22 protein-coding genes are annotated in these 26,143 nt (G+C 72.1%); 15 read left to right on the top strand and 7 right to left on the bottom strand.

What is annotated here, in order from left to right; translation table 11 throughout:
* Positions 1-94: 94 nt before the first annotated feature.
* A complete protein-coding gene (locus AB0447_RS11180) occupies positions 95-844 on the top strand; it encodes a DUF4360 domain-containing protein (protein WP_366476310.1) in 750 nt (249 codons plus the stop codon).
* On the opposite strand, the gene AB0447_RS11175 is transcribed toward AB0447_RS11180, so the two are convergent.
* Together AB0447_RS11175 and AB0447_RS11170 are read right to left on the bottom strand one after the other, a co-directional pair.
* A complete protein-coding gene (locus tag AB0447_RS11175; RefSeq protein WP_366476309.1) occupies positions 841-3,612 on the bottom strand; it encodes a LuxR family transcriptional regulator in 2,772 nt (923 codons plus the stop codon). The two genes, AB0447_RS11180 and AB0447_RS11175, sit on opposite strands and share 4 nt — an antisense overlap.
* A 260-nt stretch (positions 3,613-3,872) precedes the next feature.
* The gene (locus AB0447_RS11170; RefSeq protein WP_366476403.1) at positions 3,873-5,654 is read right to left on the bottom strand and encodes a S8 family serine peptidase; all 1,782 of its coding nucleotides are present in this window, start codon (positions 5,652-5,654) and stop codon (positions 3,873-3,875) included.
* Between the two features lie 432 nt (positions 5,655-6,086).
* On the opposite strand from AB0447_RS11170, the gene AB0447_RS11165 reads away from it, so the two are divergent.
* The 3 genes from AB0447_RS11165 to AB0447_RS11155 are packed head-to-tail and all read left to right on the top strand — an operon-like array spanning position 6,087 to position 10,608.
* Positions 6,087-6,914, top strand: a complete 828-nt coding sequence (locus tag AB0447_RS11165) for an FAD binding domain-containing protein (protein WP_366476308.1) — start codon at positions 6,087-6,089, stop codon at positions 6,912-6,914.
* Positions 6,911-9,637: a molybdopterin cofactor-binding domain-containing protein gene (locus AB0447_RS11160; protein ID WP_366476307.1), complete on the top strand. Its 2,727-nt coding sequence runs from the start codon at positions 6,911-6,913 to the stop codon at positions 9,635-9,637. Before AB0447_RS11165 ends, AB0447_RS11160 begins: the two co-directional genes overlap by 4 nt.
* Positions 9,634-10,608, top strand: coding sequence for an antibiotic biosynthesis monooxygenase (locus AB0447_RS11155; RefSeq protein ID WP_366476306.1), 975 nt, complete (start codon positions 9,634-9,636; stop codon positions 10,606-10,608). The genes AB0447_RS11160 and AB0447_RS11155 overlap by 4 nt, the downstream gene beginning before the upstream one ends.
* 19 nt (positions 10,609-10,627) lie before the next feature.
* Here AB0447_RS11155 and AB0447_RS11150 read toward each other — a convergent pair whose 3' ends face one another.
* Complete coding sequence (locus tag AB0447_RS11150; protein WP_366476305.1) at positions 10,628-11,437, bottom strand: VOC family protein; 810 nt, start codon at positions 11,435-11,437, stop codon at positions 10,628-10,630.
* A gap of 138 nt (positions 11,438-11,575) precedes the next feature.
* Positions 11,576-11,827 (bottom strand): EF-hand domain-containing protein, encoded by a 252-nt coding sequence (locus AB0447_RS11145; RefSeq protein ID WP_366476304.1) that lies wholly within the window; start codon positions 11,825-11,827, stop codon positions 11,576-11,578.
* A gap of 159 nt (positions 11,828-11,986) precedes the next feature.
* Between AB0447_RS11145 and AB0447_RS11140 the strand changes: the two genes are divergently transcribed.
* Both AB0447_RS11140 and AB0447_RS11135 read left to right on the top strand, forming a co-directional pair.
* A complete protein-coding gene (locus AB0447_RS11140; RefSeq protein WP_366476303.1) occupies positions 11,987-12,733 on the top strand; it encodes a class I SAM-dependent methyltransferase in 747 nt (248 codons plus the stop codon).
* Positions 12,734-12,942: 209 nt separating this feature from the next.
* On the top strand, positions 12,943-16,158 hold the full coding sequence (locus AB0447_RS11135) for a TIM-barrel domain-containing protein (RefSeq protein ID WP_366476302.1): 3,216 nt from the start codon (positions 12,943-12,945) through the stop codon (positions 16,156-16,158).
* A gap of 10 nt (positions 16,159-16,168) precedes the next feature.
* Here AB0447_RS11135 and AB0447_RS11130 read toward each other — a convergent pair whose 3' ends face one another.
* Positions 16,169-16,441 carry a WhiB family transcriptional regulator gene (locus AB0447_RS11130; protein WP_366476301.1) on the bottom strand — a complete coding sequence of 91 codons (273 nt, stop codon included), beginning with the start codon at positions 16,439-16,441 and terminating at the stop codon, positions 16,169-16,171.
* A gap of 111 nt (positions 16,442-16,552) precedes the next feature.
* Entirely contained in the window at positions 16,553-17,428 is an 876-nt protein-coding gene (locus AB0447_RS11125) for a SigB/SigF/SigG family RNA polymerase sigma factor (RefSeq protein ID WP_366476300.1), read from the bottom strand.
* Between the two features lie 236 nt (positions 17,429-17,664).
* Here AB0447_RS11125 and AB0447_RS11120 point away from each other — a divergent pair, with 236 nt between their 5' ends.
* The 5 genes from AB0447_RS11120 (at position 17,665) to AB0447_RS11100 (ending at position 21,971) form a co-directional block, all read left to right on the top strand.
* Positions 17,665-18,027, top strand: coding sequence for a helix-turn-helix domain-containing protein (locus AB0447_RS11120; RefSeq protein WP_366476299.1), 363 nt, complete (start codon positions 17,665-17,667; stop codon positions 18,025-18,027).
* Between the two features lie 82 nt (positions 18,028-18,109).
* On the top strand, positions 18,110-19,099 hold the full coding sequence (locus AB0447_RS11115) for a DUF1996 domain-containing protein (protein WP_366476298.1): 990 nt from the start codon (positions 18,110-18,112) through the stop codon (positions 19,097-19,099).
* Between the two features lie 101 nt (positions 19,100-19,200).
* Positions 19,201-19,779 (top strand): sigma-70 family RNA polymerase sigma factor, encoded by a 579-nt coding sequence (locus AB0447_RS11110; RefSeq protein ID WP_366476297.1) that lies wholly within the window; start codon positions 19,201-19,203, stop codon positions 19,777-19,779.
* Positions 19,776-20,507, top strand: a complete 732-nt coding sequence (locus AB0447_RS11105) for a zf-HC2 domain-containing protein (RefSeq protein ID WP_366476296.1) — start codon at positions 19,776-19,778, stop codon at positions 20,505-20,507. Before AB0447_RS11110 ends, AB0447_RS11105 begins: the two co-directional genes overlap by 4 nt.
* A gap of 180 nt (positions 20,508-20,687) precedes the next feature.
* Complete coding sequence (locus AB0447_RS11100) at positions 20,688-21,971, top strand: S8 family peptidase (RefSeq protein ID WP_366476295.1); 1,284 nt, start codon at positions 20,688-20,690, stop codon at positions 21,969-21,971.
* 35 nt (positions 21,972-22,006) lie between these two features.
* Here AB0447_RS11100 and AB0447_RS11095 read toward each other — a convergent pair whose 3' ends face one another.
* Entirely contained in the window at positions 22,007-22,951 is a 945-nt protein-coding gene (locus AB0447_RS11095; RefSeq protein WP_366476294.1) for a nucleoside hydrolase, read from the bottom strand.
* Positions 22,952-23,053: 102 nt separating this feature from the next.
* Here AB0447_RS11095 and AB0447_RS11090 point away from each other — a divergent pair, with 102 nt between their 5' ends.
* From AB0447_RS11090 to AB0447_RS11075, 4 genes are all read left to right on the top strand, one after another.
* Positions 23,054-23,578 carry a GNAT family N-acetyltransferase gene (locus AB0447_RS11090; protein WP_366476293.1) on the top strand — a complete coding sequence of 175 codons (525 nt, stop codon included), beginning with the start codon at positions 23,054-23,056 and terminating at the stop codon, positions 23,576-23,578.
* Positions 23,579-23,714: 136 nt separating this feature from the next.
* Entirely contained in the window at positions 23,715-24,488 is a 774-nt protein-coding gene (locus AB0447_RS11085) for a 3-hydroxybutyrate dehydrogenase (RefSeq protein WP_366476292.1), read from the top strand.
* Positions 24,489-24,569: 81 nt separating this feature from the next.
* Complete coding sequence (locus AB0447_RS11080; RefSeq protein ID WP_366476291.1) at positions 24,570-24,779, top strand: hypothetical protein; 210 nt, start codon at positions 24,570-24,572, stop codon at positions 24,777-24,779.
* 205 nt (positions 24,780-24,984) lie between these two features.
* Complete coding sequence (locus AB0447_RS11075) at positions 24,985-25,974, top strand: MvdC/MvdD family ATP grasp protein (RefSeq protein WP_366476290.1); 990 nt, start codon at positions 24,985-24,987, stop codon at positions 25,972-25,974.
* Positions 25,975-26,143 lie beyond the last annotated feature (169 nt).

The following is a 26,143-nucleotide window of genomic DNA, read 5'->3' as shown; positions in this document are numbered from 1 at the left end:
TAACGGTTTATCACATGATGATGTAGTACGGCCGGTACATGTGACTGCCGCGCGACCAGCAACCCGCGCAGCACAACGAACGGAAGGGACCTCGGTGTTCAGAACGCTGTTCACCGGTGGCGCGACCGCCGCACTCGTCGCAGCCGCCGCTCTCACCCCCACGGCGGGGATCGCCGCACCCCACCCGGCCCCCCGGCCCGGCCCCGAAGGCAACGTCACCATCGACCTCGCCTCCGTCAACGGTTCCGGCTGCCGGCCCGGCAGCACCTCCGTGGACGTGGCCCCGGACAACTCGGCCTTCACCGTCACCTACAGCGAGTACCTCGCCCAGGTCGGCAAGGACGCCAAGCCCACCGATTTCCGCAAGAACTGCCAGATCGGCCTGCGGGTCAACGTCCCGCAGGGCTACACCTACGCCATCGCCAAGGTCGACTACCGCGGCTTCGCCAGCCTCCAGGACCGGGCCGTCGGCACCCAGCAGGCCGGCTACTACTTCCAGGGCATGTCCAGCACGGCCCGCCGCAGCCACAGGTTCCCGGGCCCCCTCCAGGGCAACTGGCAGGTCAGCGACACCACCCCGGTCCAGTCCCTCGCCTACGCGCCCTGCGGCGAGAAGCGCAACTTCAACATCAACACCGAACTGAGGGTGGACAGCGGCGGCTCCGACACCGTCAACACCAACAGCTTCATGGCCATGGACTCCACCGACGGCAGCTTCAGCACCGTCTACCACTTCGCCTGGAAGGAGTGCGCGCAGACCGAGCCGGCCCAGCCGGTTCTGCCGGTCGAACCGTTCCAGCCGGTCGAGGCGGAGAAGCCGGACCCCTGGGGCGGCGGCCGCTAGCGCAGCCGCAGGGCGGTGGCCAGCTGGGCCCGGGAACGCACGTCGAGCTTCTGGTAGATGCGCGTCAGCCGGGCCTCGACGGTCTTCACGCTCAGGAACAGCTTCGCCGCCGCCTCCTGGTTGCTCGCCCCCTGGCTGACCAGCACGGCCAGCCGGGTCTCCGCCTCGGTGAGCACCCCGAGGTCGTCCCCGGGACCCCGTCCCGGGGACGACACGCGCCCACCGCGCGCCGGAACCTCCCGGGTCAGCTCCGCCCACGGCACCGCACCGGCCCGCTCGAACACCTCCGCCGCGCTCTGCAGCGCGGCCCGGGCCGGAGCCCGCCGGCGCCGCCGCCGCTCCACCCGCGCCAGGGCCAGCAGCGTCCGCCCGCGCTCCCACGGCAGTTCGAGCTCCTCGAACCGGTCCGCCGTGGCCTGCAGCAGCGCGACCGCGGCATCCGCGTCCCCGGCCGCCGCCACCAGCAGCCCCTGCGCCCGGTCCAGCGCGGCCAGCACCCCGGACCGGCCGAGCCGAACCGCCACCGCCCGCACCTCCGCCAGCAGGGCCGCCGCCTCGGCCGGGGCGTCCGCCGCCACCAGCGCCTCGGCGAGCTCCCCGTGCCAGCGCAGCACCGACGGGTCCACCACCTGCTGCGCGGCCTCCAGTTCCGCGACCCGGCGCAGGGTCGCCACCGCCTTCGCGGCCTCCCCGGTGGCCAGCTCCACCAGCCCCAGCGCGTACAGGCTGCGGGACAGGAACACCTGGTCGCGTTCCTCCTCCGAGGCCTGCACGCCCCGCCGGGCGTATCCGGCGGCCCGCGCGAAGCTGCCGCCCATGCACTCCGCCATCGCAGCCAGGTACCAGGCCGGCCCGGGGGACAGGCCCGCCTCGATGGTCAGCTCCAGGGCCCGCCGGGCGTGTGCCGTGCCCGCCGCGCACCGCCCGCGCCGCAGCTCCATCTCGGTGAGGCTGCGCAGCACCTCGAAGACGTCCTCGGCGGACCCGGTCCGCTCCACCGCGGGCAGCAGCACCAGCAGCTGTTCGCGGGCGTCGGCCAGCCGGTCGTCGAACAGGGCGTGCCGCACGGCCAGGTACTGGGGCGCGTTCCGCATGCCCAGCGGCACTTCGGGAGCGGGCAGCGCCAGCGCCTCGGCGAGGATCTCCTCCGCGTCCGTGTCGCCCAGGATCCGGCCCATCCGGGCCCGTACGGTCAGCGCCATCGCCTCGGCCACCCGGTCCCCGCCGGCCGCGGCGAGCGCCCCGGCCTCGGCGGCGGCGTCCCGCGAGCGCACCGGGTCCCCGTCGCTCAGGTTGAGCTTGGTCGCGATGCGCAGCTGTACGGCGGCCAGCAGCGCGGGATCGCCGGCCGCGTCGGCCATGGCGTGCGCGAAGGTCTCGTCGAGGTCGGCCAGGGCCTGGCCGGCGGCGTCGATGACGGCGAGCCGGGCCCGCACCCGGTCGGCGGGGGCGGCGTCCCGGGCCAGCACGGCCCGGGCGGCCCGCCGGGCCAGATCGGCCCGCCCGGACCAGCCGGCGTCCTCGGCGGCGGCGACCAGCCGGGCCAGTTCGGCGGCGGGCCGGTCCACCGGGGTCCGTTCGGCGGCGAGCAGCCCGAGCTCGGCGGCCAGCGCCCGGTTGCCGCGCCGCCGGCAGGCCGCCGCGGCCTCGGTGATCTCGGCGGCCAGCTCTTCGTCGGGGAGCTCCACGGCCAGCGCCCGGTGCCGGACGGCCTGCACCGGATCGTCGACGGCGGCGGCCAGCGCGGCGTGCCCGGAGGCCCGCTCGGGCCAGCCCGCGTCCGCGGCCAGGGCGGCGGGCAGGGCCCCGGCGGTGAACGTCACGGTGCCGTCCTGCCCCACCGTGACCAGGGCGGCCCGCTCGGCCTCGGCGAGCTCCGCCTCCGCGTCGGGGCGGCCGGCCCGACGCAGCAGGGCGGTCGTCGGCCGGGCGGCGAGGGCGGCCAGCAGCAGGGTGCGGTGGGAGTCCGCCGGCGCCTCGGCGAGCAGCCGCCGGGTGACCTCCCGGGCCAGACCGGACACCGGGAGGGTGTCGGCGTGGTGCGCGCAGCCGTCCCCGGCCTCGGCGAGGGAGTGCCCGAGGGCGAGGGCGAGCCGCGGATTGCCACCGCTGGCCTGGTGGATCCGGCCGGCCAGCCGGGCGGGCAGTCCGTGCCGGACGAGGAGTTCGGCCACCTCGTCGGCGCCGAGCGGGGGGACCCGTACGGCACGGGCGCCGGGCCCGCACAGGGCCTCGGCGACGGGCGCGCCGCCGCGGGCGCATTCGGCGGCGAGCAGCCGGACGCCGGGCGGGGTCAGCCGCAGTGCGAACCGGAGCAGGCCGGCGCTCTCCGGATCCAGCCACTGCGCGTTGTCCAGCACGATCAGCAGCGGTTCGGCGGCGGCGAGGGTCCGGAGCACCTCGACGACCGCGAGGCGCAGTGCGACGTCGTCGCGGCCGGCCCGCGGGGCGTCCGTCTCGCGGCGCAGCAGGGCGATGGCGGTGCGCTGCGGGCCGGCCAGCCGCTCCAGTACGGCGCAGGGCACGGAGGCGAGCAGGGCCGCGGCGCTCGCCTCGGGTATGAGCCGGTCGGCGGCCTCGGGGGCCAGCCGGAGCACGGTCTCGCCGCGGGCCTCGGCGGTGGCGGCCACGGCGCCGGCCAGTGCGGTCTTCCCCGCTCCGGTCGGGCCGGTGAGGATCGCCCGGCCGCGCGTGGTCAGTGCGTGGTCGACCGTCTCGATCAGTTCACCGTGTCCGACGGTCGCCTCAGCGTTCCCCGTCGCCGCCACGCACAGCCACCAGCCTCTCGCGCCCCGCTCCTGTGCCTCACCTGTGAGCGCGAGAATACGAGGTCGGGGGCGTACGGGACCCGGATTGTGACGCAGAAATCAGCCGACGGCCGGAAAGACCCGCGGGCCTGCCGTCATGGGACGAATCGGCAGGCCCGCGGGCTGAGTTGGTCCGGACCTATTGGTCAGGCAGGTCCGGACCTTTGTGGGGGGTGGCGGCCTCTGTGTGCGTGGGGGGCACGGCCGTGGTGCGGGGCGACTCAGAAGCCGAGGCTCCAGGAGTCGATGTACCCGGTGTCGGCGGCGGCGACGTCCTGGACGCGCAGCTGCCAGGTGCCGTTCGCCGGCCAGGCCGAGGCGTCGACCGTGTAGGTGGTGAGCACGTTGGCGGCGCTGTCGCCCGAAGAGCTCTTCAGGCGCTTGACCGCACCGCCCGGGCCGACCAGGTCGATGACCAGGTCGCCGCGGTAGCTGTGCTTGATGTCCACGTTCACCTTCAGGGCGGCCGGCGCGTTGCCGGTGCGGCCGGAGACGGTGATCGAGGAGGAGACGGCGCCCGCGTTGTCCGGGATCGCCACGTCCGTGGTGTTCTCGTACGCCGGGGTGACCGGGCCGGAGGTCACGGCCGCGACCGTCTTCGCCGCGTCGGCGAGCCCGGCGCCGCAGCCGCCGGTGCAGGTGCCGGCCAGCGGACGGGCGTTGGTCTTGATCGCGGACTCGATCTGGGCCGGGGTCAGCGCGGTGTTGGCCGACTTCATCAGCGCGGCGAGACCCGCGACGTGCGGGGCGGCCATGCTGGTGCCCTGGTACGGCTTGTAGTTCTCGGCCGACGGCGTGGAGGTGCCGGAGTTCAGCGTGGAGAGGATGCCGTTCTCGGGGGTGGTGATGGTGCCGGGCGTGTCGGTGGCGCGGCGGGTCTCACCGCCCGGGGCGGCGATGTCGATGATCGACCCGTAGTTGGAGTAGTAGGACCGGTCGCCGGTGCGGTTGCTGGCTGCCACGTTGATGACGTTGTTGCAGCTGGCGGGGGAGAAGCCGCTGGCGTCGGAGTTGCTGTTGCCCGCCGCGACGACCACGGTGGTGCCCCGGCCGACTGCCGCGTTGATGGCGTTCTGGTAGCTGGTGCCGCAGGTGCCCGAGCCGCCGAGGCTCATGTTGATGACCTTGGCCGGGGTGGCGTTGGCCGGGATGCCGGGAACCGAGCCGCCCGACGCCCAGGTGATGGCGTCGACGATGTCGGAGGTGGCACCGCCGCACTTGCCGAGCACGCGCACCGGCTGGATCTTGGCGCCGTACGCGATGCCGGCGACGCCCTTGCCGTTGTTGGTGGCGGCGGAGATGGTGCCCGCCACGTGGGTGCCGTGCCAGGAGGAGCCGCTCGCCTTGGAACCGATGCCGCACTCGCCGGCGGCGGTCCAGTCGCCCTCGTCCGCCGGGTTGCTGTCGCGGCCGTTGCCGTCGCGCGCCGCGGAGGAGGTGGAGATGAAGTCGTAGCCGGCCACCACGTTGGCGGCGAGGTCGGAGTGCGCGACGTAGCCGGTGTCGATGACGGCGACGGTGACGCCGGAACCGGTGGTGGTGTCCCAGGCGGCCGGGACGTTCATGCCGGCGGTGGCCTCGAAGAGGTCCCACTGCTTGGCGTACTCGGTGTCGTTCGGCGTGGCCAGCGCGTAGGCGCGGGTGTCCGGCTCCACGTAGGCGACGTCCGGGTCGGCGCGGAACTGGGCCATCACGTCGGCCGCTTCGGCGGGCGCGAGGGTGCCGCCGAGGTCCACGAGAGCGGCTCCGGTGCCGAGGCGGCGCTCGAACCCGACGGTCTCCCCGGCCTTCTTGCCCTTGGCCTTGGCGTCGGCCTCGGCCGCGGTGTTGGAGCTGGCCTCGGAGGCGGTCGACTTGTAGCCGACGATGAGGTTCTCGACCGGCGCGGACGGCTGCGGAACGGACGCGGCCGTGGCGGCGGACGGGACCAGGCCCGGCGCGGCGGAGGGGTGGGACAGGGCCATCGAGGTGGTGACAGTACCGCCGAGCAGGGTGGCGGACATCGCCACCACGGATATGAGCCGACGTCTGGATGCGTGCACGCTGTACCCTTTCGCGGCCGTTTCCGGGCAGGCCGGGGCGACCGGTTGGTGCGGTGTGGGAGGTGTACCGGCGAGGGGGTGTACGGCCGAAACCGTTCGCCGGTGGGCAGACATTAGGCAAAGCGGAGATGAACCCGATACGGGGAAAACCCTTGCCGCGCCCCTCCCGCCCCCCTGCGCCCCGTCTGACCTGCGGCCCGGTGGGTCCTCAACTCGCCCTGGTGTCAGGTCAGTTGGCAATCGCCCCGCTCGGCGGCCGCGCGCAAGAGTTCACACGCCGGACACAATCGTCCGGATTCCGGACGCCCCTCGGCGTGCGAGGCGGGCCGGCCCGTTCGGCGATACGCTGGAACGGCTTGAGGTGGCAGACGGTCGTGAGGGAGATCGATTCCCATGGACCTCAACACCATCACCGAGGTCGTCCGGCGACCGTCCGACCGACCGGGTGCCCAATGGCGCGAGGGCGACGCCTGGCTCGCCGGCGGGACATGGCTGTTCTCCGCGGAGCAGCCGGGCCTCTGCCGCCTGATCGACCTGACGGCGTTGGACTGGAATCCCCTCGTCCAGAGCGAGGGGGGCCTCGAAATCGGCGCGACGTGCACCATCCGCGACCTGTACGCCTTCACGCCGCCGCCCGACTGGATCGCGGGCAGCCTCCTGGCGACGGCCTGCGAGGCGTTCCTGTCCTCGTTCAAGGTCTGGAACTCGGCCACCGTCGGCGGAAACATCTGCATGTCCCTGCCCGCGGGCCCGATGATCACACTGGCGGTCGCGCTCGAGGCGCGGTACGAGCTGTGGGCCCCCGACGGGTCCGTGCGCACCGTCGACGCCCTCGACTTCGTGACCGGGAACAACAGGAACATCCTCGCCCCCGGGGAAATCCTGCGCCGGATCCGGATCCCGGCACGCGCCCTGAAGAAACAGGCCGCGCACCGCCGCTTCACGCTGACCCGGCTCGGCCGTTCGACGGTGTTCCTCATCGGCACGCACACACCCGGAGCCGGCGATCTGCTGCTCACCGTCACCGCCGGCACCACGCGTCCCGTTCGCCTCGCATTCGACACCATGCCCGATGCCCGGACCCTGCGGGAGAGCATCGACGCCATCCCCGCCGACGTCTGGTTCGCCGACCCCAACGGGACCCCCGACCACCGCCGCCACCTGACGCGGTACTTCGCCGAAGAGATCCGCGACGAACTCATGACCGGGGGCCCGGCATGACCTACCTCGTGAACGGCAGGAGCTTCGACAAGGAGCCGGAGCCCGGCCAGTGCCTGCGTACCTTCCTGCGCGAACTCGGCCACTTCGGCGTCAAGAAGGGCTGCGACGCGGGCGACTGCGGCGCGTGCACGGTGTGGCTGGACGGCAGTCCGGTGCACAGCTGCATCACCCCGGCGTTCCGCGCGGAAGGCCGTGAGGTGACCACGATCGAGGGCCTCGGCTCACCCGGGAACCTGCATCCGATGCAGCGCCGGTTCCGCGACGCCCCGGGGTTCCAGTGCGGGTTCTGCACCGCAGGGATGATCATGACCTCGGCGACGTTCACCGAGGAGCAGAAGGCGGACCTGCCACGGGCCCTGAAGGGCAACCTCTGCCGCTGCACCGGCTACCGGGCCATCGAGGACGCCGTGAAGGGCCTCTCCGCCGTGCAGACGGCCGCACCGGGAAAGGCCGTCGGAACGAGCGTCGGCGCGCCGGCGGCCGAGGACGTGGTGACCGGCCGGGCCGAGTTCACGATGGACACCCGCATGGAAGGCATGCTGCACCTCAAAGTGCTGCACTCGCCCCACGCACACGCGCGGATCGTCTCGATCGACAAGACCGCCGCACTCGCGGTGCCCGGCGTGCACCGCGTCTACACCTGGGAGGACGTGCCGCGCAGACGCTTCACCACGGCGATCCACACCGACCACCTCGTCGATCCCGACGACACCTACATCCTCGACGACACGGTCCGCTTCGTCGGCCAGCGCGTGGCCGCCGTCCTCGCCGACACGGTCGGGGCGGCCGAGGAGGGCTGCCGGAAGCTGGCCGTGGAGTACGAGGTGCTGCCCGCGGTCTTCGACCCCGAGGAGGCGATGGCCGACGGAGCGCCGCAACTGCACGAATCGGAGGACCCGTTCGTCCGCGACAGCGTCCACAACCTCCTGTTCGAGATCCACTCGCACATCGGCGACGTCGACGCGGGGTTCGCCGCGGCCGACGTGATCCACGAGGGCACGTACGTCTCGCCGCGCGTGCAGCACGCGCACCTCGAGACGCACGGCTCGATCGCCTGGATGGAGGACGGCCGGCTGAACGTCCGCACCAGTTCCCAGTCGCCGTCGATCGCGAAGGTCAAACTGTCCTACCTGTTCGCGCTGCGCCCGGACCAGCTGCGGGTCTTCTGCAAGCGGGTCGGCGGCGGCTTCGGCGGCAAGCAGGAGGTCATCTCCGAGGATCTGGCCGCACTCGCCACCCTGGACACCGGGCGGCCCGTCGGTTACGAGTACACGCGCGAGGAGGAGTTCACCACGGCTTCGCCCCGGCATCCGATGAAGCTGACGGTCAAGCTCGGCGCGAAGGCGGACGGCACGCTCACGGCGTTCCAGGTGCGCAACGTGTCCAACACCGGCGCCTACGGCAACCACGGCGGCGAGACGCTGTTCGCGGGCGGCGCCGCCGTCATGATCTACCGCTGCCCCAACAAGAAGTACGACGCCTACTCCGTCTACACGAACACCGTTCCGAGCGGTGCACTGCGCGGTTACGGAATGACGCAGCCGGCCTTCGCCGTGGAATCGGCGATGGACGAGCTGGCCCTCGCCCTGCACCTGGATCCGTTCGAGCTGCGACGCCGCAACATCGTGCGTTCCGGCGATCCGCTCGTCGCGATGCACGACGGCCCGGACGACGTGATGTTCAACGAGGACGGGCTCGCCAAGTGCATCGACCTCGTGGCCGGCGCGCTCGCCCGGACGGCCGATCAGCCGTCCCCCGGACCGGGGTGGCTCGTCGGGGCCGGCGTCGCGAGCTCCCTGCACGAGACCGCGCCCCCGACCGAGCACATCTCCGAGGCCTGGATCACGCTCGGCGACGACCTCGTGTACGAACTCGCGGTCGGCACCGTCGAATTCGGTGAGGGCACGTCGACCGCGCACGTCCAGATCGCGGCCAACCAGCTCGGTACGACGCCGGCACGGATCCGCCTGGTGCAGTCCGACACCGACCGCACCGGATTCGACACCGGCGCCTTCGCGAGCGCCGGACTGTTCGTGGCGGGCAACGCCGTGCTGCGGGCGGCCAACGCGGTGCGCGACCGCATCCTGGAGTTCGCCGCCATGCACACGGGTGTCCACCTCGTGATGTGCTCGATGGACGACCAGGACGTCGTCTGCGGGGACGAGCGCGTCGCGCTGGCCGAACTCGTCGCCCTGGCCCGGACGCGCGGCATCCGCTTCACCGCCGCCCGCAAGGCCTACGGCTCGCCCCGCAGCGTCACCTCCAACACCCAGGGGTTCCGCATCGCCGTCCACCGGGTGACCGGCGAGATCCGGGTCCTGTACAGCGTCCACGCCGCCGACGCAGGTGTGATCGTCAACCCCGAGCAGGTCCGGGGCCAGGTGGACGGCGGCGTCGCCCAGGGCATCGGATTCGCACTGACCGAGAACTACCAGGTCGACGCGGACGGCGTGATGGCCAACCCGAGCCTCCGCAACTACCGGATCCCCACCTACGCCGACGTCCCGCGCACCGACCTGCTGCTGGTGGGCTCGTCGGACTCCGCCGGGCCCATGCGGTCGAAGGGAATGGCGGAATGCTGCATCAACCCGGTGGCCCCCGCGTTGGCGAACGCGCTCCGCGACGCCACGGGCATCCGCTACCGCGAGCTGCCCCTCACCCCGGAACGGATCTACAGCCGGCTCAACGAGAGCCAGTCGGCGCGGACGGGCCCGAGACGATGACCACCGGACAACAGCAGCAGGACGCCGCGGCGACGGTCATCATCGGCCGGAAGGTCCGCCCGGGCATGGAGCGGGAGTACGAGAAGTGGCAGGAGCGCGTGAACGCCGCTGCCGCCGAATACCCCGGGCACCTCGGCGCCGAAATCTCCCCGCCGACCGGCCTGCAACCCGACTGGGTGGTCGTCTACCGCTTCGACTCGATCGCCCATCTCCAGGCGTGGATCAACGGCGCGACCAGGCAGAGACTCCTGGACATCGGCGAGAAGTACTTCGACGGCCCCGCGACCCAGCAGGTGATCAGTGGCGGCACCCAGCCGACGGACCCGCTCGTCACCGTGGTGGTGACCCACCGCGTCCCCCCGCACCAGATCGACGACTTCCTCGACTGGCAGCGCCGCATGAGCCAGGAGGAGAGCAGGTTCGAGGGGTTCCGCGGCACCGAGATCTTCCGCCCGGTCGAGGGCCTCCAGGACGAATGGACCACCCTGTACCGCTACGACAACGCCGAACACCTCGACGCCTGGCTGACGTCCGCCGAGCGACGGGAGATCCTCGCCGAAGGGGAGAGGTTCGACGACTTCAAACTGCGCACGATCGACAACTCGTTCGGCAGCTGGTTCGCCTTCGAGGAGAACGGCAGGGAAGCGCCGCCGCCCTCCGAAACGAAGACGGCCCTCGCCGTCTGGGTCGGCCTGTACCCGACCGTCGTGCTGCTGACGCTCGCCCTGCATCCGCTGGGCATGCCGCTCTGGCTCGGGCTGCTCGTGGGCAACCTGCTGTCGAGCTTCATCATGAGCTTCTTCACGATGCCGTACTACGTGAACCGGCTGCTCAAACGGTGGCTGTGGCCGCCACCGGACCAGCCGGTGGCGAAGACCAATCTCGTCGGCCTCGGCATCGTCGCCGCGGTGACCGTGCTCTGGGCGCTGTTCTTCTACGTCATCACGACCCGGATCTGGTCGCTGCCCTGACCCCATCAGGCCGACCGCGTCAGGCCGTCACACGGGGCTCGTACGGATCCGCGTCCACGGTCGTGGCGATGGTGAACAGCCCTCCGTCGGGGTCCCGCAGCGTGGCGTGCCGGCGGCCCTCCTCCTCCGCCCCGGTCGGGACGGTGGTGCCGCCCAGGCTCAGGGCCGTGGTGACGGCGGACTCCAGGTCCGGCACCCGGAAGTTGACGTGCCAGCGCGGCCGGATCCGCGGATCGGGAGCCTCTTCGACGGCCCCGCCGCGGATCCGGGCCACCGGGTGCCCGCTGTGCCGCAGCACCACGTGGCCGTCCTCGTAGGAGGCGTCGCAGCACCCCTCGCGGTCACAGCCCCAGTCGAGGACCTCCCCGTAGAAGATCGCGGCGTCGAGGGCCTGCCGGGTGCGCAGCTCCAGCCAGGCGGGGGCGTTCTTCCGGCCGACGTGCCAGTCGGGGATGACCTCCCCCTGCCAGATCCCGAAGACCGCGCCCTCACGGTCGGCGGCCAGCGCGGCCCGGCCGGTGCCGAAACTCAGCGGGCCGACGGCCAGGGTGCCGCTGCGCTCCGTGATCCGCGCCGCCGTCACGTCGGCGTCGTCGACGGCGAAGTACGGGGTCCAGGCCACGGGCACGGAGAGGCGCTCGGCGAGGGCTCCGATCCCGGCCACCGGAATCCCTTCCAGGAAGGCGACGCGGAACGCCTCGCCGAGCCCGGTCCGCCGGAAGCTCCATCCCAGCACCTCGCCGTAGAAGTGCTCGGCCGCCGCCAGGTCGCGGGCCATCAGGCTGACCCAGCAGGGCGCGCCGTACACCTCGTGGGTAGACGTCGACATGTCTGTCAACCCCATCCGCCTCGGCTGTCACTGAATTCTCTCACCGCCGGAGGATTCCGAATCCCTCTTGGGGTGATATGTCCCCCAGCTTCCCACAGGTTGGTGACGCTCTGCCTGCGCAGGGTCGCGGCCGGTGACCTACCAGCCGAAGCGGCGGTCCACCACCGCGGCGAACTCCTCGAAGGACAGGACGCTGTCCCCGTTCTGGTCCGCCGCGTCGAACAGGGCGGAGGAGGCGTCGGCATCCCCCACGGCCCAGTACGGCAGATGGCCCTGGGCGGCCAGGGTGGGACCCTTCGACCGGAGCGCCGAGATCACCTCGGCTCGGGTCAGCGTGCCGTCCGCGTTCAGATCGAGCGCGTCGAACAGCTTGCGGGCCTTCTCGCTCATCGTGATCCCTCTTCCCGGGTCCGAACCGTCCCCCGAATAGTCACATGAGCCGTCTTCGGTCCGCCCGGGGCGTGCCGTTCCCGCCCCCGCAACCACCTGTGGAAGGGTCGCTTCCGCCTGGAGGGCGAGCGGCGAGTCGCGAGGTGATGACGGATGACCATGTCCCGCAACGAAGCCTACGGCGAGTGGTTCCACGCGGGCCGGCAGGACGGCGCGGCCCGGTCCGCCGAGCGCGTACTGCCCCTGGTTTTCGATCTCGTCCGCCCGGCCTGCGTGGTCGACGTGGGGTGCGGCACGGGCGCCTGGCTGGCCGCCGCGCAGCGCCTCGGCGCCGAGACGATCCTCGGCATCGACGGCGGCCGGGTGGCCGAGGACGCCCGGCACATCCCGCCCGACGGCTTCCTCGCCCGGGACCTCGCCCACCCCCTGCGCCTGGACGGCCGCCGCTTCGACCTGGCCGTGTGCATGGAAGTGGCCCAGCAGCTGGACCCGGTCCGCGCCGACTCCCTGGTCGGCGACCTCTGCACCCTCTCCGACGTGGTCCTCTTCTCGGCCGCGATCCCCGGCCAGACCGGCACCGGTCACCGCAACGAGCAGTGGCCGAACTACTGGCGCGACCGCTTCGGCCAATGGGGCTACGCACTCGTCGACTGCCTGCGCGCCCGCCTGTGGGACGACCCCGAGATCGAGCCCCGGTACGCGCAGAACGCCTACCTGTACGTGGGCGCCGACCGCCTCGCCGCCGACGGGCGCCTGCGCGCGGCTGCGGCGGAAACCGGGCGCATGCCACTGTGCGTGGTCCACCCCGGGCTGCCGGCCCTCTCCCCGAAGCCCTTCGCGCCGCCGGTGCCCGCCCCGCCCGAGCAGCGCCGGGCCCCGCAGCGCTACCTGCCGCACCCCCGGTAACCCCCGGTAACTCCCGGTCGACACCCTGCGGCCGACGGCCCCCGGTCGCCGGGCCTCCCGGCCACGCGGATGCTCGAAAATGCGTGAAGCAGGCCAGTTTCGAGCAACTCCCTTCGGTCGGCCGTCCCGAAGCGGTATTTTGCCGAGCGCATGACAAGCGAGCTCGAGCAAGCCCTCCGGGACCGTCCGACCGCACAAGGAGCCGCACCATGATCCGTGGCCGACGCCGTCCGGCGTACCGTCTCCGCCCGGACCGAGGACGGTCCCCAGGACGCCTGCGCATCCTCGGCGCCCTGCTCGCCCTCGCCCTGGCGCTGACGGCCCTCGCCGTCACCGCACCCGCCCCGCCGGCGGCCGCTGCCGCAGCGCCGGCCGCGACCGCAGGCTCGGTCACCGGCATCACCCGCGCCGGCAACACCTTCACCATCAGCACCTCCACCAAGGCCAAGGTCCGCCTGGTCATCGCCCGTGCCGACATCTTCCGCCTGTGGCTGTCGCCCGACGGCCGCTTCGCCGACGACCCGGCCGGCACCGACCTCGCGATCACCACCGACTTCGGCCCGGTGACGGCTTCCCTCACCGACGCCGGCACCCACCACCGCATCACCACCGGCGCCCTGTCGATCCGCATCAACAAATCGCCCCTGCAGTTCTCCGTCTACCGCGCGGACGACACCACCCTGGTCTGGCAGGAGACCCGGCCCACCTCCTGGACCGGCAGCCAGACCACCCAGTACCTCGCCCGCGGCGCGGACGAGCAGTTCTACGGCACCGGGCTGCGGCTGGGGGAGTGGGCGCTGCGCGACAAGACCGTGCCCGTCGCCGTGGACAACAAGTGGCGCGAGAACAACAACGCCAGCCCGGCGCCCTTCTACATGTCCACCAACGGCTACGGCGTCATGCGCAACACCTGGGCCCCCGGCTCCTACGGCTTCCACGCCACCGGCACCCTCACCCACGACGAAAGCCGCTTCGACGCCTGGTACTTCACCGGCGACTCCCTCAAGGGAGTCCTGGACGGCTACACCGATGTCACCGGCAAACCCTTCATGGCTCCCCTGTGGGGCTTCGAACTCGGCAACGCCGACTGCTGGAACGCCTCCAACCCCGAGTACCAGGGCGACCACGGCCGGGCCCGCCACCAGACCACCCCGGACGTGGTCTCGTACGCCGCCGACGCCCGGGCCGCGGACATGCCCTCCGGCTGGTTCCTGCCCAACGACGGCTACGGCTGCGGCTACACCGCCCCCCTGAAGTCCACCGTGGACGCCCTCAAGGCGAAGGGCTTCCAGACCGGGCTGTGGACCTCCACCGGCCTCGGCCGGATCGCCGACGAGGTCGGCGTCCAGGGGAGCCGCGGGGTCAAGACCGACGTCGCCTGGATCGGCAGCGGGTACAAGTACGCCTTCGACGGCGTACAACAGGCCGTCGACGGCATCGAGAAGAACTCCGACGCCCGCCGCTACGTCTGGACGGTCGACGGCTGGGCCGGCACCCAGCGCAACGCCGTCGTCTGGACCGGCGACACGCACGGCACCTGGGACGACATGCGCTGGCACGTCCCCGCCATCACCGGCGCCGGACTGTCCGCCCTCAACCACGCCGCCGGCGATGTCGACGGCATCTTCGGCGGCAGCCCCAAGACCTACGTCCGCGACCTCCAGTGGAAGGCCTTCACCCCGGCCTTCATGACCATGTCCGGCTGGGGCGCGACCAACCCCGCCGCCGGCTACCACGACAAGCAGCCCTGGCGGTTCGCCGAGCCCTACCTGTCCATCAACCGCAAGTACCTCAAGCTGAAGATGCGGCTGATGCCGTACCTGTACACGATGAGCCGCGTCGCGCACGAGACCGGCGTCCCCAGCACTCGTGCGATGGTGCTGGAACACCCCGCCGACCCGGTGGCCCGCGGCAATCTCACCAGCGGCCAGTTCATGGCCGGCGACTCCTTCCTCGTCGCACCCGTCGTCTCCGACACCGCCGTCCGCGACGGCATCTACCTGCCCGCCGGCACCTGGACCGACTACTGGACCGGGAAGACCTACGCCGGCCCCGGCTGGCTCAACGGCTACGCCGCCCCCCTCGACACCCTTCCCCTCTTCGTCAAGGGCGGGGCCATCGTGCCGATGTGGCCGCAGATGAACCACACCGGCGAGAAGCCGGTCTCCACCCTCACCTACGACATCCACCCGCGCGGCGCCTCCTCCTTCACCCTCTACGAGGACGACGGCCTCACCCGCGCCCACCAGAACGGCGCCTACGCCCGGCAGAAGGTGGACGTCACCGCCCCCGCCGCCGGCACCGGCGACGTCACCGTCTCGGTCGGCGCCGCCACCGGCACGTACGCCGGCAAGCCCGCCTCCCGCGGCTACGAGCTCACCCTGCACGTCGCCACCGCCCCGGCCGGGGTGACCCTGAACGGAAGCGCCCTGCCCCGGCACACCTCCAAGGCCGCCTACGAGGCCGCGCAGACCGGCTGGTACTTCGACCCGGCCGACCGGGCGGGCGTCCTCTGGACCAAGACCGGCGCACAGTCGGCTGCCTTCACCGTCGCGGCCACGGGCACCACCGTCCCCGCGACCTCCCCGCTGCCAGGCTCCACCACCATCCCCCACGCCGGGTGGAGCCTGGCGCACGCCGACAGCCAGGAGACCGCCGCCGAGAACGGCGCCGCGGTGAACGCCTTCGACGGCAACCCGGCCACCCTCTGGCACACCGCCTGGTCCGGCGGCACGGCCGCCCCGCTGCCGCACGAGATCCAGATCGACCTCGGCGCCCGCTACACGGTCGACGGGCTCGGCCACCTGCCCCGCCAGGACGGCGGCGTCAACGGCCGGATCGGCGGGTACGAGGTGTACGTCTCGGACACCACCGCCGACTGGGGCTCTCCGGTGGCCTCGGGCACCTTCGCCGACACCGCTGCCGTCAAGACGGTCCCGCTCGCCGCGAAGACCGGCCGCTACCTCCGCGTCAAAGCCCTGACCGAGGCCGGCGGACGCGGACCGTGGACCAGCGCCGCCGAGTTCACCGCCACCGGCCGCCCGGCCCCGCTGCCTTCGGACGCCACCCTGGTCAACGCCGCCTCCGCCACCTGCGTCGACCTGCCGTACAGCGCCACCGCACCCGGCACCGAACCCACCCTGTACGGCTGCCACGGCGGACCCAACCAGCGCTGGACCCTGCACCCCGACGGCCGCCTCACCGGCCTCTCCGGCGTCTGCCTCGACGGGGCCGCCGCCTCCCGGGTGACGATCCAGCCCTGCAACGGCAGCAGCGGCCAGAGCTGGCAGCAAGGACCCCAGGGCAGTCTCCGCAATGCCGGCCTCTGCCTCGCCCCGGCCGGCTCGGGCACCGCCGACGGCACCCGGCTGACCCGGGAGTCCTGCACCCAAACCGCCGACCGGCAATGGACGTTCACGCCGTGAGCGCCGCCGTTCAGGCCGTGAGTACGGCGCGCCGCTCGCGGGCGGAGAGACCGCCCCAGACTCCGTACGGCTCCCGCGCCCGCAGCGCGTAGGTCAGGCACTCGCGACGGACCGGGCAGTCGGCGCAGACCCGCTTCGCGGCCTCTTCCCGGTCCTCGCGCTCCGGCCCGCGTTCGCCGGTCGGATGGAAGAACATCCCGCTGCCGAGCGTCCGGCAGGCGGCGTGCAACTGCCAGCTCCAGTGGTGCTCGAAGGCGCCGGGCAGACGTGAGACATCGGACATCGCTGCGTCCTCCAAGGGGCCGGAGCCCCGAGCTCCGGCCGGTCGGGTACGGCCGTGCCCGCGACGGTCACCCGGCGCGGGCACGGCCCGTTCCCTGACGCGCCTGCCCGCTCAGGCGGCCAACATGCCCTCGCGCAACCGGCCGAGGGTCCGGGTCAGCAGCCGGGAGACGTGCATCTGGGAGAGCTCCAGCTCGGCCCCGATCTGAGCCTGCGTCATCTCCTCCCCGAAGCGGAGCCGCAGCAGGCGGCGTTCCCGCTCGTCCAGCTGCTCCAGCAGGGGGGCCAGGGTCTGGATGTCCTCGACCAGCTCCAGGTCCGCCTGCTCCTGGCCCATGACCTCGGCCAGGCTGCGGGGGCCGTCGCGGCCGTCGCGGGCGGCGTCGCCCTCCGCGTGGCCGCCCTGCGGCGCGTCGAGGGAGCTGCTGGTGTGCCCGTTGGCGGCGACCAGCCCCTCGACGACCTCGTCCTCGCTCAGGTTCAGGTGTTCGGCGAGGTCCCGGACCGTGGGGGAGCGGCCGAGGAGCGCCGTGAGCTCCTCCTTCCCCTTGGCGAGGTCGATGCGGAGCTCCTGGAGGCGGCGCGGGACGCGCACGGCCCAGGTGGTGTCGCGGAAGTGCCGCTTGATCTCACCGGTGATGTACGGCAGCGCCAGGGTGGCGAACTCGATGCCGCGGTCGGGGTCGAACCGGTCGATGGCCTTGATCAGGCCGATGGTGCCGACCTGCATCAGGTCCTCGACGTCGCCGGCGTCCCCGCGCTTGCGGAACCGCCGGACCGCATACCGCACCAGCGAGAGGTTCATCCGGATCAGTGTGTCGCGCACGTACGAGTAGGCGTGGGTGCCCGGTTCCAGCGTCTTCAGGCACTGGAAGTAGGCCTTCGACAGTTCCCTCGCATCCCGGGTCGACAGTTCTCCGGGGTCCTCGATCCGCGGGAGTCCCGCGAGGCGGGCGTCGTCGGAGAGGGAGAGGGAGGTGCTGCGCATGGCTTCGCTCCTTGGGCTTGTGGGCTTACGGCGCGGTCTGGTGCTGCGGTGTCGGTGTCGGTGTCGGCGTCGGGCTCGGCTTCCTGCTGTTCTTCTGTCGCCGGCGGCGGCGTCTGCGGACGAAGGGTTTCCGGTGGGGCTGTCCGCATGATTGCGCTGTCCCGGTCATACGTCAAGAAATACAGGAAATGCATTTCACGTCTTGAGTCTCGCCCGTCCTCTGCCATCATGGGGCGATGGGGACCGCACCACATCGACAGAACTGGACATTTCTGACGAATCATGCGCGCGTGCTGGTCGCGATTGCCCGCGATCCCGGCGTCCGCCTGCGTGACGTCGCCGCGCTGTGCCGGCTGACCGAGCGCACCGTGCAGATGATCGTCACGGACCTGGAGGGTGACGGGTATCTCACCCGCTCCCGGGACGGCCGCCGCAACCGGTACGAGATCGCCCCGGGCGCCCTCTTCCGGCACCCCGCCGAAGCCGGGGTGCAGGTCGCCGGGCTGCTGGCCCTCCTCCTCGGGGCCCCCGCCGCCCCCGGATCCTCCGGGGAGGGGCTCGGCGTTCCCGCCGGCGGCGCGGAGCACGCCGACGCCTGAGCGGCGGGGCGCCCCCGGGGGACCGCAGCCCCCCGCGGGGCCGGGTTGACGTGCGCGGCGGGCACCGGCGACCGTGGCCCGCATGGGGAAAGAACGCCGACTGCTCACGCTGATCGTCTGCCTGGCGCTGGGCGGCGTCCTGGCCGCGGCCGTGCTGGGCGCCTCGCGCGCCTCCGGCCCGCACCACGGGGCGGACGGCTCTCCTCCCGCGGCAAGCGACTATCAGGACATGCGCGACGTACCGCCCGCGACGCAGCCCGAACCGCCCGCCGGTCCGGACGCCTCCACCGGAACCGTCGCCGTCGACTGCGGCCGCAACGAAGAGGCCCACTACAACGAGGACAACCTGGTGGTCTCACCCGGCCTCGCCGGCGGCGCCCACCACACGCACTCCTACGTCGGCAACCTGGCCACCCGTGCCACCTCGACGGACGAGGAGCTGGCCGCCGCCCCCACCACCTGCCGCAGCGGCGACCGCTCGACCTACTACTGGCCGGTGCTTCGCCGCCCGGACCGGCCCGCCACCCGCCCGTACGAGAAGGCCGCCGGCCACGGCAACACCGGCGAGATCCTGCTCCCCGCCGAGGTGGGGCTGGAGTTCCGGGGCAACCCCACGAGCAAGGTCGTGGCCATGCCCCGCTTCCTGCGGGTCATCACCGGAGACGCCGTCGCCTTCACCGCCGCGACCGACGCCGACGTACGGGCCCGCTGGGGCTGTTCGGGCTTCCCGGACCGCTCCACCACGAAGTACCCGAAATGCCCGGCCGGCGACCGGCTCACCCGCACCCTGTCCTTCCCCAGCTGCTGGAACGGGCTGGACACCGTCAACGACACCCGCAGCCACCTCCGCTTCCCCGCCGTCAACGGGGTCTGCCCGCCCGGCACCTTCCCCGTCCCGGAGCTCCGCATCTCCCTCGCCTACGACGTCCCGCCCGGCGCGCCGGTCGCCCTGGACTCCTTCCCCGAGCAGCGGCACAGCCCCCGCACCGACCACGCCATGTTCGTGAACGTGATGACGGACAGCCAGATGGCCGGGATCGTCGCCTGCCTGAACGAGGGCCGCCGCTGCTGAACGCGACCCACCGCCCGCACGTGTGACGCACGCCACATGAACGGCCGGGGCCGGGGCCGCGTGTTCCGCACGACGCAGGCGAGGAAGACGGAGAGGGTGAGATGGCCGGACCACTGTGGCCCCGCAGTCGGCGGGGCTCGACCGACGAAGCACTGATCAGGTCGGTGTACGAGGAGCACGGCAACGCCCTGCTCGCGTACGCGACCCGGCTGACCGGCGACCGGGCCACGGCCGAGGACGTCGTACAGGAGACCCTCATCCGGGCCTGGCGCCACTCGGACGTCCTGGTCAACGGAAAGGGCTCGGTGCGCGGCTGGCTGCTGACGGTGGCCCGCAACATCATCACCGACCGCTACCGCGCCAAGGCCGCCCGGCCGACGGAGGTCGCCGGCTCCGCCGCGACACCGCCGGTGGAGGCGGACCACTCCGACGCGGTCGTCGACGCGATGACCGTACTGGGCGCACTCGACAAGCTGTCGCCCGAACACCGCGACGTGCTCACGGAGCTGTACTACCGCGAGCGCAGCGTGGCGGAAGCCGCCGACAGCCTCGGCATCCCCGCGGGCACGGTGAAATCGCGCTCGCACTACGCACTCAAGGCCCTGCGCGAGACGTTCAGGGAAGGCAACCGACCGAGCAGGCCCCAACAGCCCGCCGGACTCAGGGAGGTGGTGGCATGAACCGGCAGCAGCACGCGGAGGAGGAACTGCTCGGCCCGTACGTCCTCGGCGTACTCGACGAGGCGGACGTCCTGCGTGTCGAAGAACATGTGGCTGGCTGCGAGCAGTGCGGGCGGGAGGTGACCGCCTTGCGCGAGATGGAGGCGGCGCTCGGCGAGGTACCCCAGGAGGCCTTCCTGGACGGGCCTCCGCAGGGCGGAGACCTGCTGCTTCAGCGCACGCTGCGGCAGATGCGGAGCGAACGGGCGGGCAGCCTGCGCCGCCGCCGGGCCGTCGTCGGCCTGGCGGCGGCCGCCGCCTTCGCGGCGGTGTTCTGGGCCGGCACGGCCGCGGGCGGCGGGGGCGGCGAGCCGCCGGTCGCCCTGCCCCTGCCCCCGGCGACGACCGCTCCGACCTCACCCGCCACGCCGCCCGCCGGGACCCGGTTGGGCTCTGCCACCGACGAGGCCACCGGCGCCCGGATGACCGTGAGGATGGTCCCGGCCACGCAGTGGGTGCGGGTCAACGCCGCCGTGACCGGAGTCCCGCCCGGCGAGCGGTGCCGGCTGGTCGTGGTCGCTCGCGACGGCAGCCGCACCACGGCGGGCAGCTGGGTGGTGGGCAGCCAGGCCAACGGTGAGGCCAAGGGGGCCTCGCTGGACGGCTCCGCGGCGGTGGACCCGGCCGACGTGAAGGAGATCGTGGTCGAGAACGAGGCCGGCAAGGCGTTCGTCACCGTCCCGGTCTGACCTCGCGGCAGCTGAGAACCGGCACACAGGAGCCCGGAAGCAGGTCTGCTCCCGGGCTCCGCCGTGTTCCCGGCCGGCCACGCACTCTTGTGCGGCCACGGCCGCCACGGCACTCTGGCGTGCGCTCCGCCGGACCACCGGCGCCCCCACACCGGTTGAGAAAGGTTCAGGTGCCCTCGTATGAGAGTGCTACGCCGCCGACTGCCCGCGTTATCCCCGCTGCCCGCTGCGCTGCTGCCCGCCGCCCTGCTGGCCGCCGCGCTGCCGCTCGCCGCCACCGGACCGGCGGCGGCCGCCGCACCGGCCGCGGCGGACGTCACGTACGCCGCCCCCGGCGAGACCGCGATACCGGACTCCTGGATCGTCACCCTCAAGGGCTCGGCCCGCACCGCCGACGCGGCCTCCACGGCCCGCGAGCTGACCGGCCGCACGGCCGGCCGGGTCCGCATCGGCCACGTCTACACCTCCGCCCTGCACGGCTTCTCCGCGCGGATGAGCCGGGCCGAAGCCGTCCGCCTGGCCGCCGATCCGCGCGTGGCCGGGATCCGGCAGGACACCCGGGTGACTTTGGACCCGGCGGCCGCCGCCGTGACGCCCGCCGCCGTGACGCCCGCTGCGACCCAGCCGAACGCCCCCTGGGGACTCGACCGCATCGACCAGCGCCGACTGCCGCTCTCCACCACGTACACGTACCGCACCACCGCCCCGGACGTCCGCGTGTACGTCATCGACACCGGACTGCGCACCTCGCACACGGACTTCGGCGGCCGGGCCTCCGTCGGCACCGACACCGTCGGCGACGGCCGCAACGGCGAGGACTGCCACGGCCACGGCACCCACGTCGGCGGGATCGCGGCCGGCACCGTCCACGGCGTCGCCAAGTCCGCCCGGCTGGTGGCCGTACGCGTCCTCGACTGCCAGGGCTCCGCCACCACCTCGGGGGTGATCGCCGGCATCGACTGGGTGACTGCGAACGCCGTCCGGCCGGCCGTCGCCAACATGAGCCTGGGCGGTGCGGCCAACACCGCCCTCGACGCCGCCGTCCGCACCTCGATCGCCTCCGGCATCACCTACACCGTCTCGGCCGGCAGCGCCGCCCGCCCCGACGGGGCCTGCACCACCTCGCCGGCCCGGGTGCCCGAGACGATCGTGGCCGCGGCCTCCGACCGCCTGGACCGGCGGGCCTCCTCCTCCAACTACGGCAACTGCGTCTCCCTGTTCGCCCCCGGAGTGGCCATCCCGTCCGCCTGGAAGGACAGCGACACGGCGACGGCCACCCTGAGCGGCACCTCCATGGCCACCGCGCACACGGCCGGCGCCGTCGCCCTGCACCTCGCCTTCCGCCCGGCGGACACCCCGGCACAGGTCAAGCACGCGCTGCTGGCCAACGCCACCGCCGGAGTACTCCAGGGCAGCCCGCCGCCCGTGCCGAACCGGCTGCTGTACACGCTCTACCTGCCGTAGGCCGCCGGGCGGGCAGGCTGTTCAGCCCTTTCAGGTCAGGTCCGCGCGGCGCCGAGGGCGGCCACGGCGGCCACCATCCGGTCCCAGAACCGCTCCCGGTCCAGCTCCACGGCCACCCGGGCGTTCAACGGCCGGTCCAGGTACCGGTGCAGGTCCACCACGGTCGCCCCGCGGGTGTGCTCCCCGCGCAGTTCCACGTCCACCTGCGCGTCCACGCAGCGCACGATGCCCGGGTCGATCACCCGGGCCACCGCGACGGGGTCGTGCAGCGGCGGGCTGGGGAAACCCCACAACCGGTGGTAGGTGCCGGCGAAGTAGGCCATCAGTTCGGCGCAGATGCGCCCGAGGTCCGTACCGAGCCCTTCGAAGCGGGCCAGGACCTCGGGCGTCGCCAGCGCCTGGTGGGTGACGTTGAGCCCGCACATGGTGACCGGGACACCGCTGCGGAAGACGATGTCCGCCGCCTCCGGGTCGGTGTGGATGTTGAACTCGGCGGCCGGGGTCCGGTTGCCGCGCTCCGTGGACCCTCCCATCAGGACGATCTCGCGGATCCGGGCGGCCGCATCGGGGTAGCGGGTCAGCAGCAGCGCGATGTTGGTCAGCGGCGCGGTCGGCACCAGGGTCACCGGTTCCGGATGCCGGGCGAGGATCCGGTGGATGAGTTCCACGGCGTGCTCGGGCACGGTGTCCACGGTGGGCTCCGGGAACCGCGGCCCGTCCAGCCCGGAGGTGCCGTGCACGTCGTCGGCCACCCGCAGGGGCTGTACGAGCGGCCGGTCGCACCCGGCGGCGACCGGCACCCCGGTGATGCCCGCGACGGTGCACACCCGGCGCGCGTTCAGGGTGGTCTTCTCCAGCGTCTGGTTCCCCGCGACCGTGGTGATGGCGAGCAGGTCGACCGCCGGGTCGCCGGCGGCCAGCATGAGGGCGAGGGCATCGTCGTGCCCGGGATCGCAGTCGATGATGATCGGTACGCCCACGGTCGTCCTCCTCGGCACCCGGCCTGCCTCCGCCACGACCAGTGTGCGCGTCCGGAGGGTAGGGTGCGAGGACATCCGCCGAGTCGAACCGGAGGTACTGCCGTGGCCGTCGAATGGGTCCGACTCGCCCTGGACCTGGAGGCGTTCGACGAGAGCCCGTTCCTGCCCCGGCTGCGGAGCTGCCGGGAAGCGGGCGTCGAGCTCACGACCATGGCCGCCGTCGGCGACACCCCGGAGCACCGGCGCGCGCTCTACGAGCTGAACAAGGCGTGCTCGGCGGACATCCCGGGCCGGGGCGCGTTCCACACCTTCGACGAGTACCTGGCGCAGCGCATCGAGACTCCGGTCTACGACCCGCGCGGCGTGGTGCTGGCCCGCGACGGGGATGCCTGGATCGGCATGGCGGCGACGACGATCCGGCCCGAGGGGTTCGCCTTCAGCGAGATGACCGGCGTGCGGGCCGGGTACCGCGGCAGGGGGATCTCCCTGGCCATGAAGCTCCTCGCGATCGGTTTCGCCCGCTCCGGGGGCGTCCCCGTGCTGCGGGCCTTCCACCACCCCGGCAACACGGTGGCCATCGCCATGAACCGCCGACTCGGCTTCGTCCCCGAGCCCGCCCAGGGCTGATCCGCCCGGCGGCCGCGGGGCGGGATCGGGTGCGCGGGGGAGGGGGCGGTGTGGCGGATACCGCCATGAGGACGGCCCTGACTGTGGTGGTCGCACCCGTGGGCGGGCGGCCCGGCCCCTGTCTAGCGTTCCGGCCATGACGAGCGAACTTCCCCCCGGCCACGCCGTGGACCTCACCGGACGCACCGCCCTGGTCACCGGCGGCGGCAGCGGCATCGGCCGGGCCTGCGCCCGCGCGCTGGCCGCAGCCGGCGCGCAGGTGCACGTGGTGGACCTGGACGCCGCCGCGGCCGATGCGACCGCCCGGGACACCGGCGGCCGGGCCCACGCCGTCGACCTCGCCGACCCCGAGGCACTCCACGGCCTCCCCACCGAGGTGGACATCCTCGTGAACAGTGCCGGACTCCAGCACGTGGCACCCATCGAGGACTTCCCGCCGGCCCGGTTCGAGCTCATCCAGAAGGTGATGGTCACCGCGCCGTTCCTGCTGCTCCGGCACTGCCTGCCGCACATGTACGCCCGCGGCTGGGGCCGCGTGGTGAACATCTCCAGCGTGCACGGCCTGCGCGCCAGCGCCTACAAGTCCGCCTACGTCGCCGCCAAGCACGGCCTCGAAGGCCTCAGCAAGGTCGCGGCCGTCGAAGGCGCCCGCCACGGAGTGACGAGCAACTGCATCAACCCCGGCTACGTCCGCACCCCGCTCGTGGAACAGCAGGTCGCCGCCCAGGCCACCGCCCACGGCATCGCCGCCGAGGACGTGGTCACCGAGGTGCTGCTCGACCGCTCGCTGATCAAACGCCTCATCGAACCGACCGAGGTCGCCGCCCTCGCGGTCTGGCTCTGCGGCCCCCACACCGGCTACATCACCGGCGCCTCCGTCCCCGTCGACGGCGGCTGGGGCGCCCACTGACCCCGGCGGTGGCGAAGATGCCTTCACCCCATGGCGCGAATAGCATGGAATAAAGGAGCCGTCTAGCCCGAAGGCAGAGTCATGAGTGACATGCGGACGCAGACGCAGTCGTCGGAAGACCCGCCGGAGCAGGGAGTGGAGCTGCTCATTCTTCCGGTGGAGTTGGCCGAAGCCAGCCTGAAATCGCTGCTCGGCAGCGATTCCGGGAAGCTCGCGCGATGCGGAACGGGTTGTTCGAGCACGAACACGCCTACTGGCGACGTTCACTGTACCGACGTCGAGCCGGTTTAGTGGTGAGCTCCACCGTCTCGAAACAAGAGCCGACGACATACGACGACCGACCACTCCCGTTCGTCATCCGGGTGGCGGCAGAGTGGGTGAACCTCGAGGAGGGCGAATCAGCCCTCCTCTTTCAAGCTCGAAGCCCCTTGACCGGGGATCTCTGCGTTACGGCGGACGGGGCGGACGTACAGTTCTCGGACATCGGGGTGTCGATGTGATCCTGATCATTTCCAATCCTCAAGGTGATGGTCACGTCGCATCGGTCACGACCGAGCTGTCACGTCGCGGTGAAGAATTCAGGATCTACAATCCGGCCGGATATCCCGCAGAGTCGACGGTGACGGTGGACAGCACACCCGGAGGCGTGCGGACGTCACTGAGGTGGGACGGGGCGGATCTGGATCTGGATGACGTCAAGAGCGTGTGGTACCGCCGACCGGACGAGTTCGAGCTGTCGGACCGGTTGACGACGGAAGAGAAGGAGTGGACCCGTTCCGAGTGCAACCACTTGTTCCAATCGGTGTGGAGTGGCATGCGCTCGTACTGGGTCAGTGAGCCGCGCGCGATCAGAAACGCAAGCGCAAAGGTGATGCAGCTGGATGTGGCTGCTGGAATGGGTTTCACCGTTCCCCGCTTCACGGTGACGAACGACGTCGATTCCGCTGCGGGCTTCATCTCTTCCTGTCGCGGCGGGGCCATCGTAAAAGTTCTGGCGTATCCGTTCATCGCCTACCCGGAGCGAGGCTGCAGGCTCTACACCCACTTGCTCACGGTCGAGGACCTCGAGCACATCGAATCCGTCCGCTTCGGGCCGACCTTCTTGCAGGAATTCGTCGAGAAGGAGATGGACGTACGCGTCACCGTCTTCGGGGAAGAGGTGTTCGCCGTCGGCATCAAGTCGGCGGGCTTCGAGGAGGCCCGCATCGACTTCCGGCGTGCCGAAATCTACGACCTCCCGCATTGCGTTCTGGACCTGCCCAAAGGTCTGAGTTCGCTGTGCGTCGAACTGGTCAGACGCCTCGGTCTCCGCTTCGGCGCGATCGATCTGATCCTCACACCCGACGGCCGGTACTTCTTCCTGGAGATCAACCCCAACGGTCAGTGGTACTGGCTGGAGTTGATGACGGGCGTCCCCTTGACGCGGTCACTGTGCGACTTGCTGACCGGCGCATCCAACGTCGAACGGTCGATGTCGCCCAGGTGAAGTTCGAGCCCGCCGTCGGCGGCGCGGCCGATCCACACCCGCGTTCCTTCCAGGGCCGGGAGGTCCTCACCGGGCACCAGCGATCGCAGGTATTCCCTTACGTGGGACGGAACCCGAACGACTTGAGTTCCCACGGGAACAGGGTGTGCCATATCCATTTACCGTACGG

This window comes from Streptomyces sp. NPDC051211, assembly GCF_040689505.1.
GTDB lineage: Bacteria > Actinomycetota > Actinomycetes > Streptomycetales > Streptomycetaceae > Streptomyces.
Note: the sequence above shows the minus strand (reverse complement) of the source record. Positions and strands in the feature narration are given on the sequence as shown.

Coding starts and splice junctions, on each gene's coding strand:
- AB0447_RS11080 (WP_366476291.1), top strand. CDS start 24,570: ATGAGTGACATGCGGACGCAGACGCAGTCGTCGGAAGACCCGCCGGAG.
- AB0447_RS11170 (WP_366476403.1), bottom strand. CDS start 5,654: ATGTCCGCCACCCTGCTCGGCGGTACTGTCACCACCTCGATGGCCCTG.
- AB0447_RS11115 (WP_366476298.1), top strand. CDS start 18,110: ATGGGGAAAGAACGCCGACTGCTCACGCTGATCGTCTGCCTGGCGCTG.
- AB0447_RS11155 (WP_366476306.1), top strand. CDS start 9,634: ATGACCACCGGACAACAGCAGCAGGACGCCGCGGCGACGGTCATCATC.
- AB0447_RS11140 (WP_366476303.1), top strand. CDS start 11,987: ATGTCCCGCAACGAAGCCTACGGCGAGTGGTTCCACGCGGGCCGGCAG.
- AB0447_RS11145 (WP_366476304.1), bottom strand. CDS start 11,827: ATGAGCGAGAAGGCCCGCAAGCTGTTCGACGCGCTCGATCTGAACGCG.
- AB0447_RS11125 (WP_366476300.1), bottom strand. CDS start 17,428: ATGCGCAGCACCTCCCTCTCCCTCTCCGACGACGCCCGCCTCGCGGGA.
- AB0447_RS11105 (WP_366476296.1), top strand. CDS start 19,776: ATGAACCGGCAGCAGCACGCGGAGGAGGAACTGCTCGGCCCGTACGTC.
- AB0447_RS11100 (WP_366476295.1), top strand. CDS start 20,688: ATGAGAGTGCTACGCCGCCGACTGCCCGCGTTATCCCCGCTGCCCGCT.
- AB0447_RS11085 (WP_366476292.1), top strand. CDS start 23,715: ATGACGAGCGAACTTCCCCCCGGCCACGCCGTGGACCTCACCGGACGC.
- AB0447_RS11165 (WP_366476308.1), top strand. CDS start 6,087: ATGGACCTCAACACCATCACCGAGGTCGTCCGGCGACCGTCCGACCGA.
- AB0447_RS11130 (WP_366476301.1), bottom strand. CDS start 16,441: ATGTCCGATGTCTCACGTCTGCCCGGCGCCTTCGAGCACCACTGGAGC.
- AB0447_RS11160 (WP_366476307.1), top strand. CDS start 6,911: ATGACCTACCTCGTGAACGGCAGGAGCTTCGACAAGGAGCCGGAGCCC.
- AB0447_RS11150 (WP_366476305.1), bottom strand. CDS start 11,437: ATGTCGACGTCTACCCACGAGGTGTACGGCGCGCCCTGCTGGGTCAGC.
- AB0447_RS11120 (WP_366476299.1), top strand. CDS start 17,665: ATGGGGACCGCACCACATCGACAGAACTGGACATTTCTGACGAATCAT.
- AB0447_RS11135 (WP_366476302.1), top strand. CDS start 12,943: ATGATCCGTGGCCGACGCCGTCCGGCGTACCGTCTCCGCCCGGACCGA.
- AB0447_RS11110 (WP_366476297.1), top strand. CDS start 19,201: ATGGCCGGACCACTGTGGCCCCGCAGTCGGCGGGGCTCGACCGACGAA.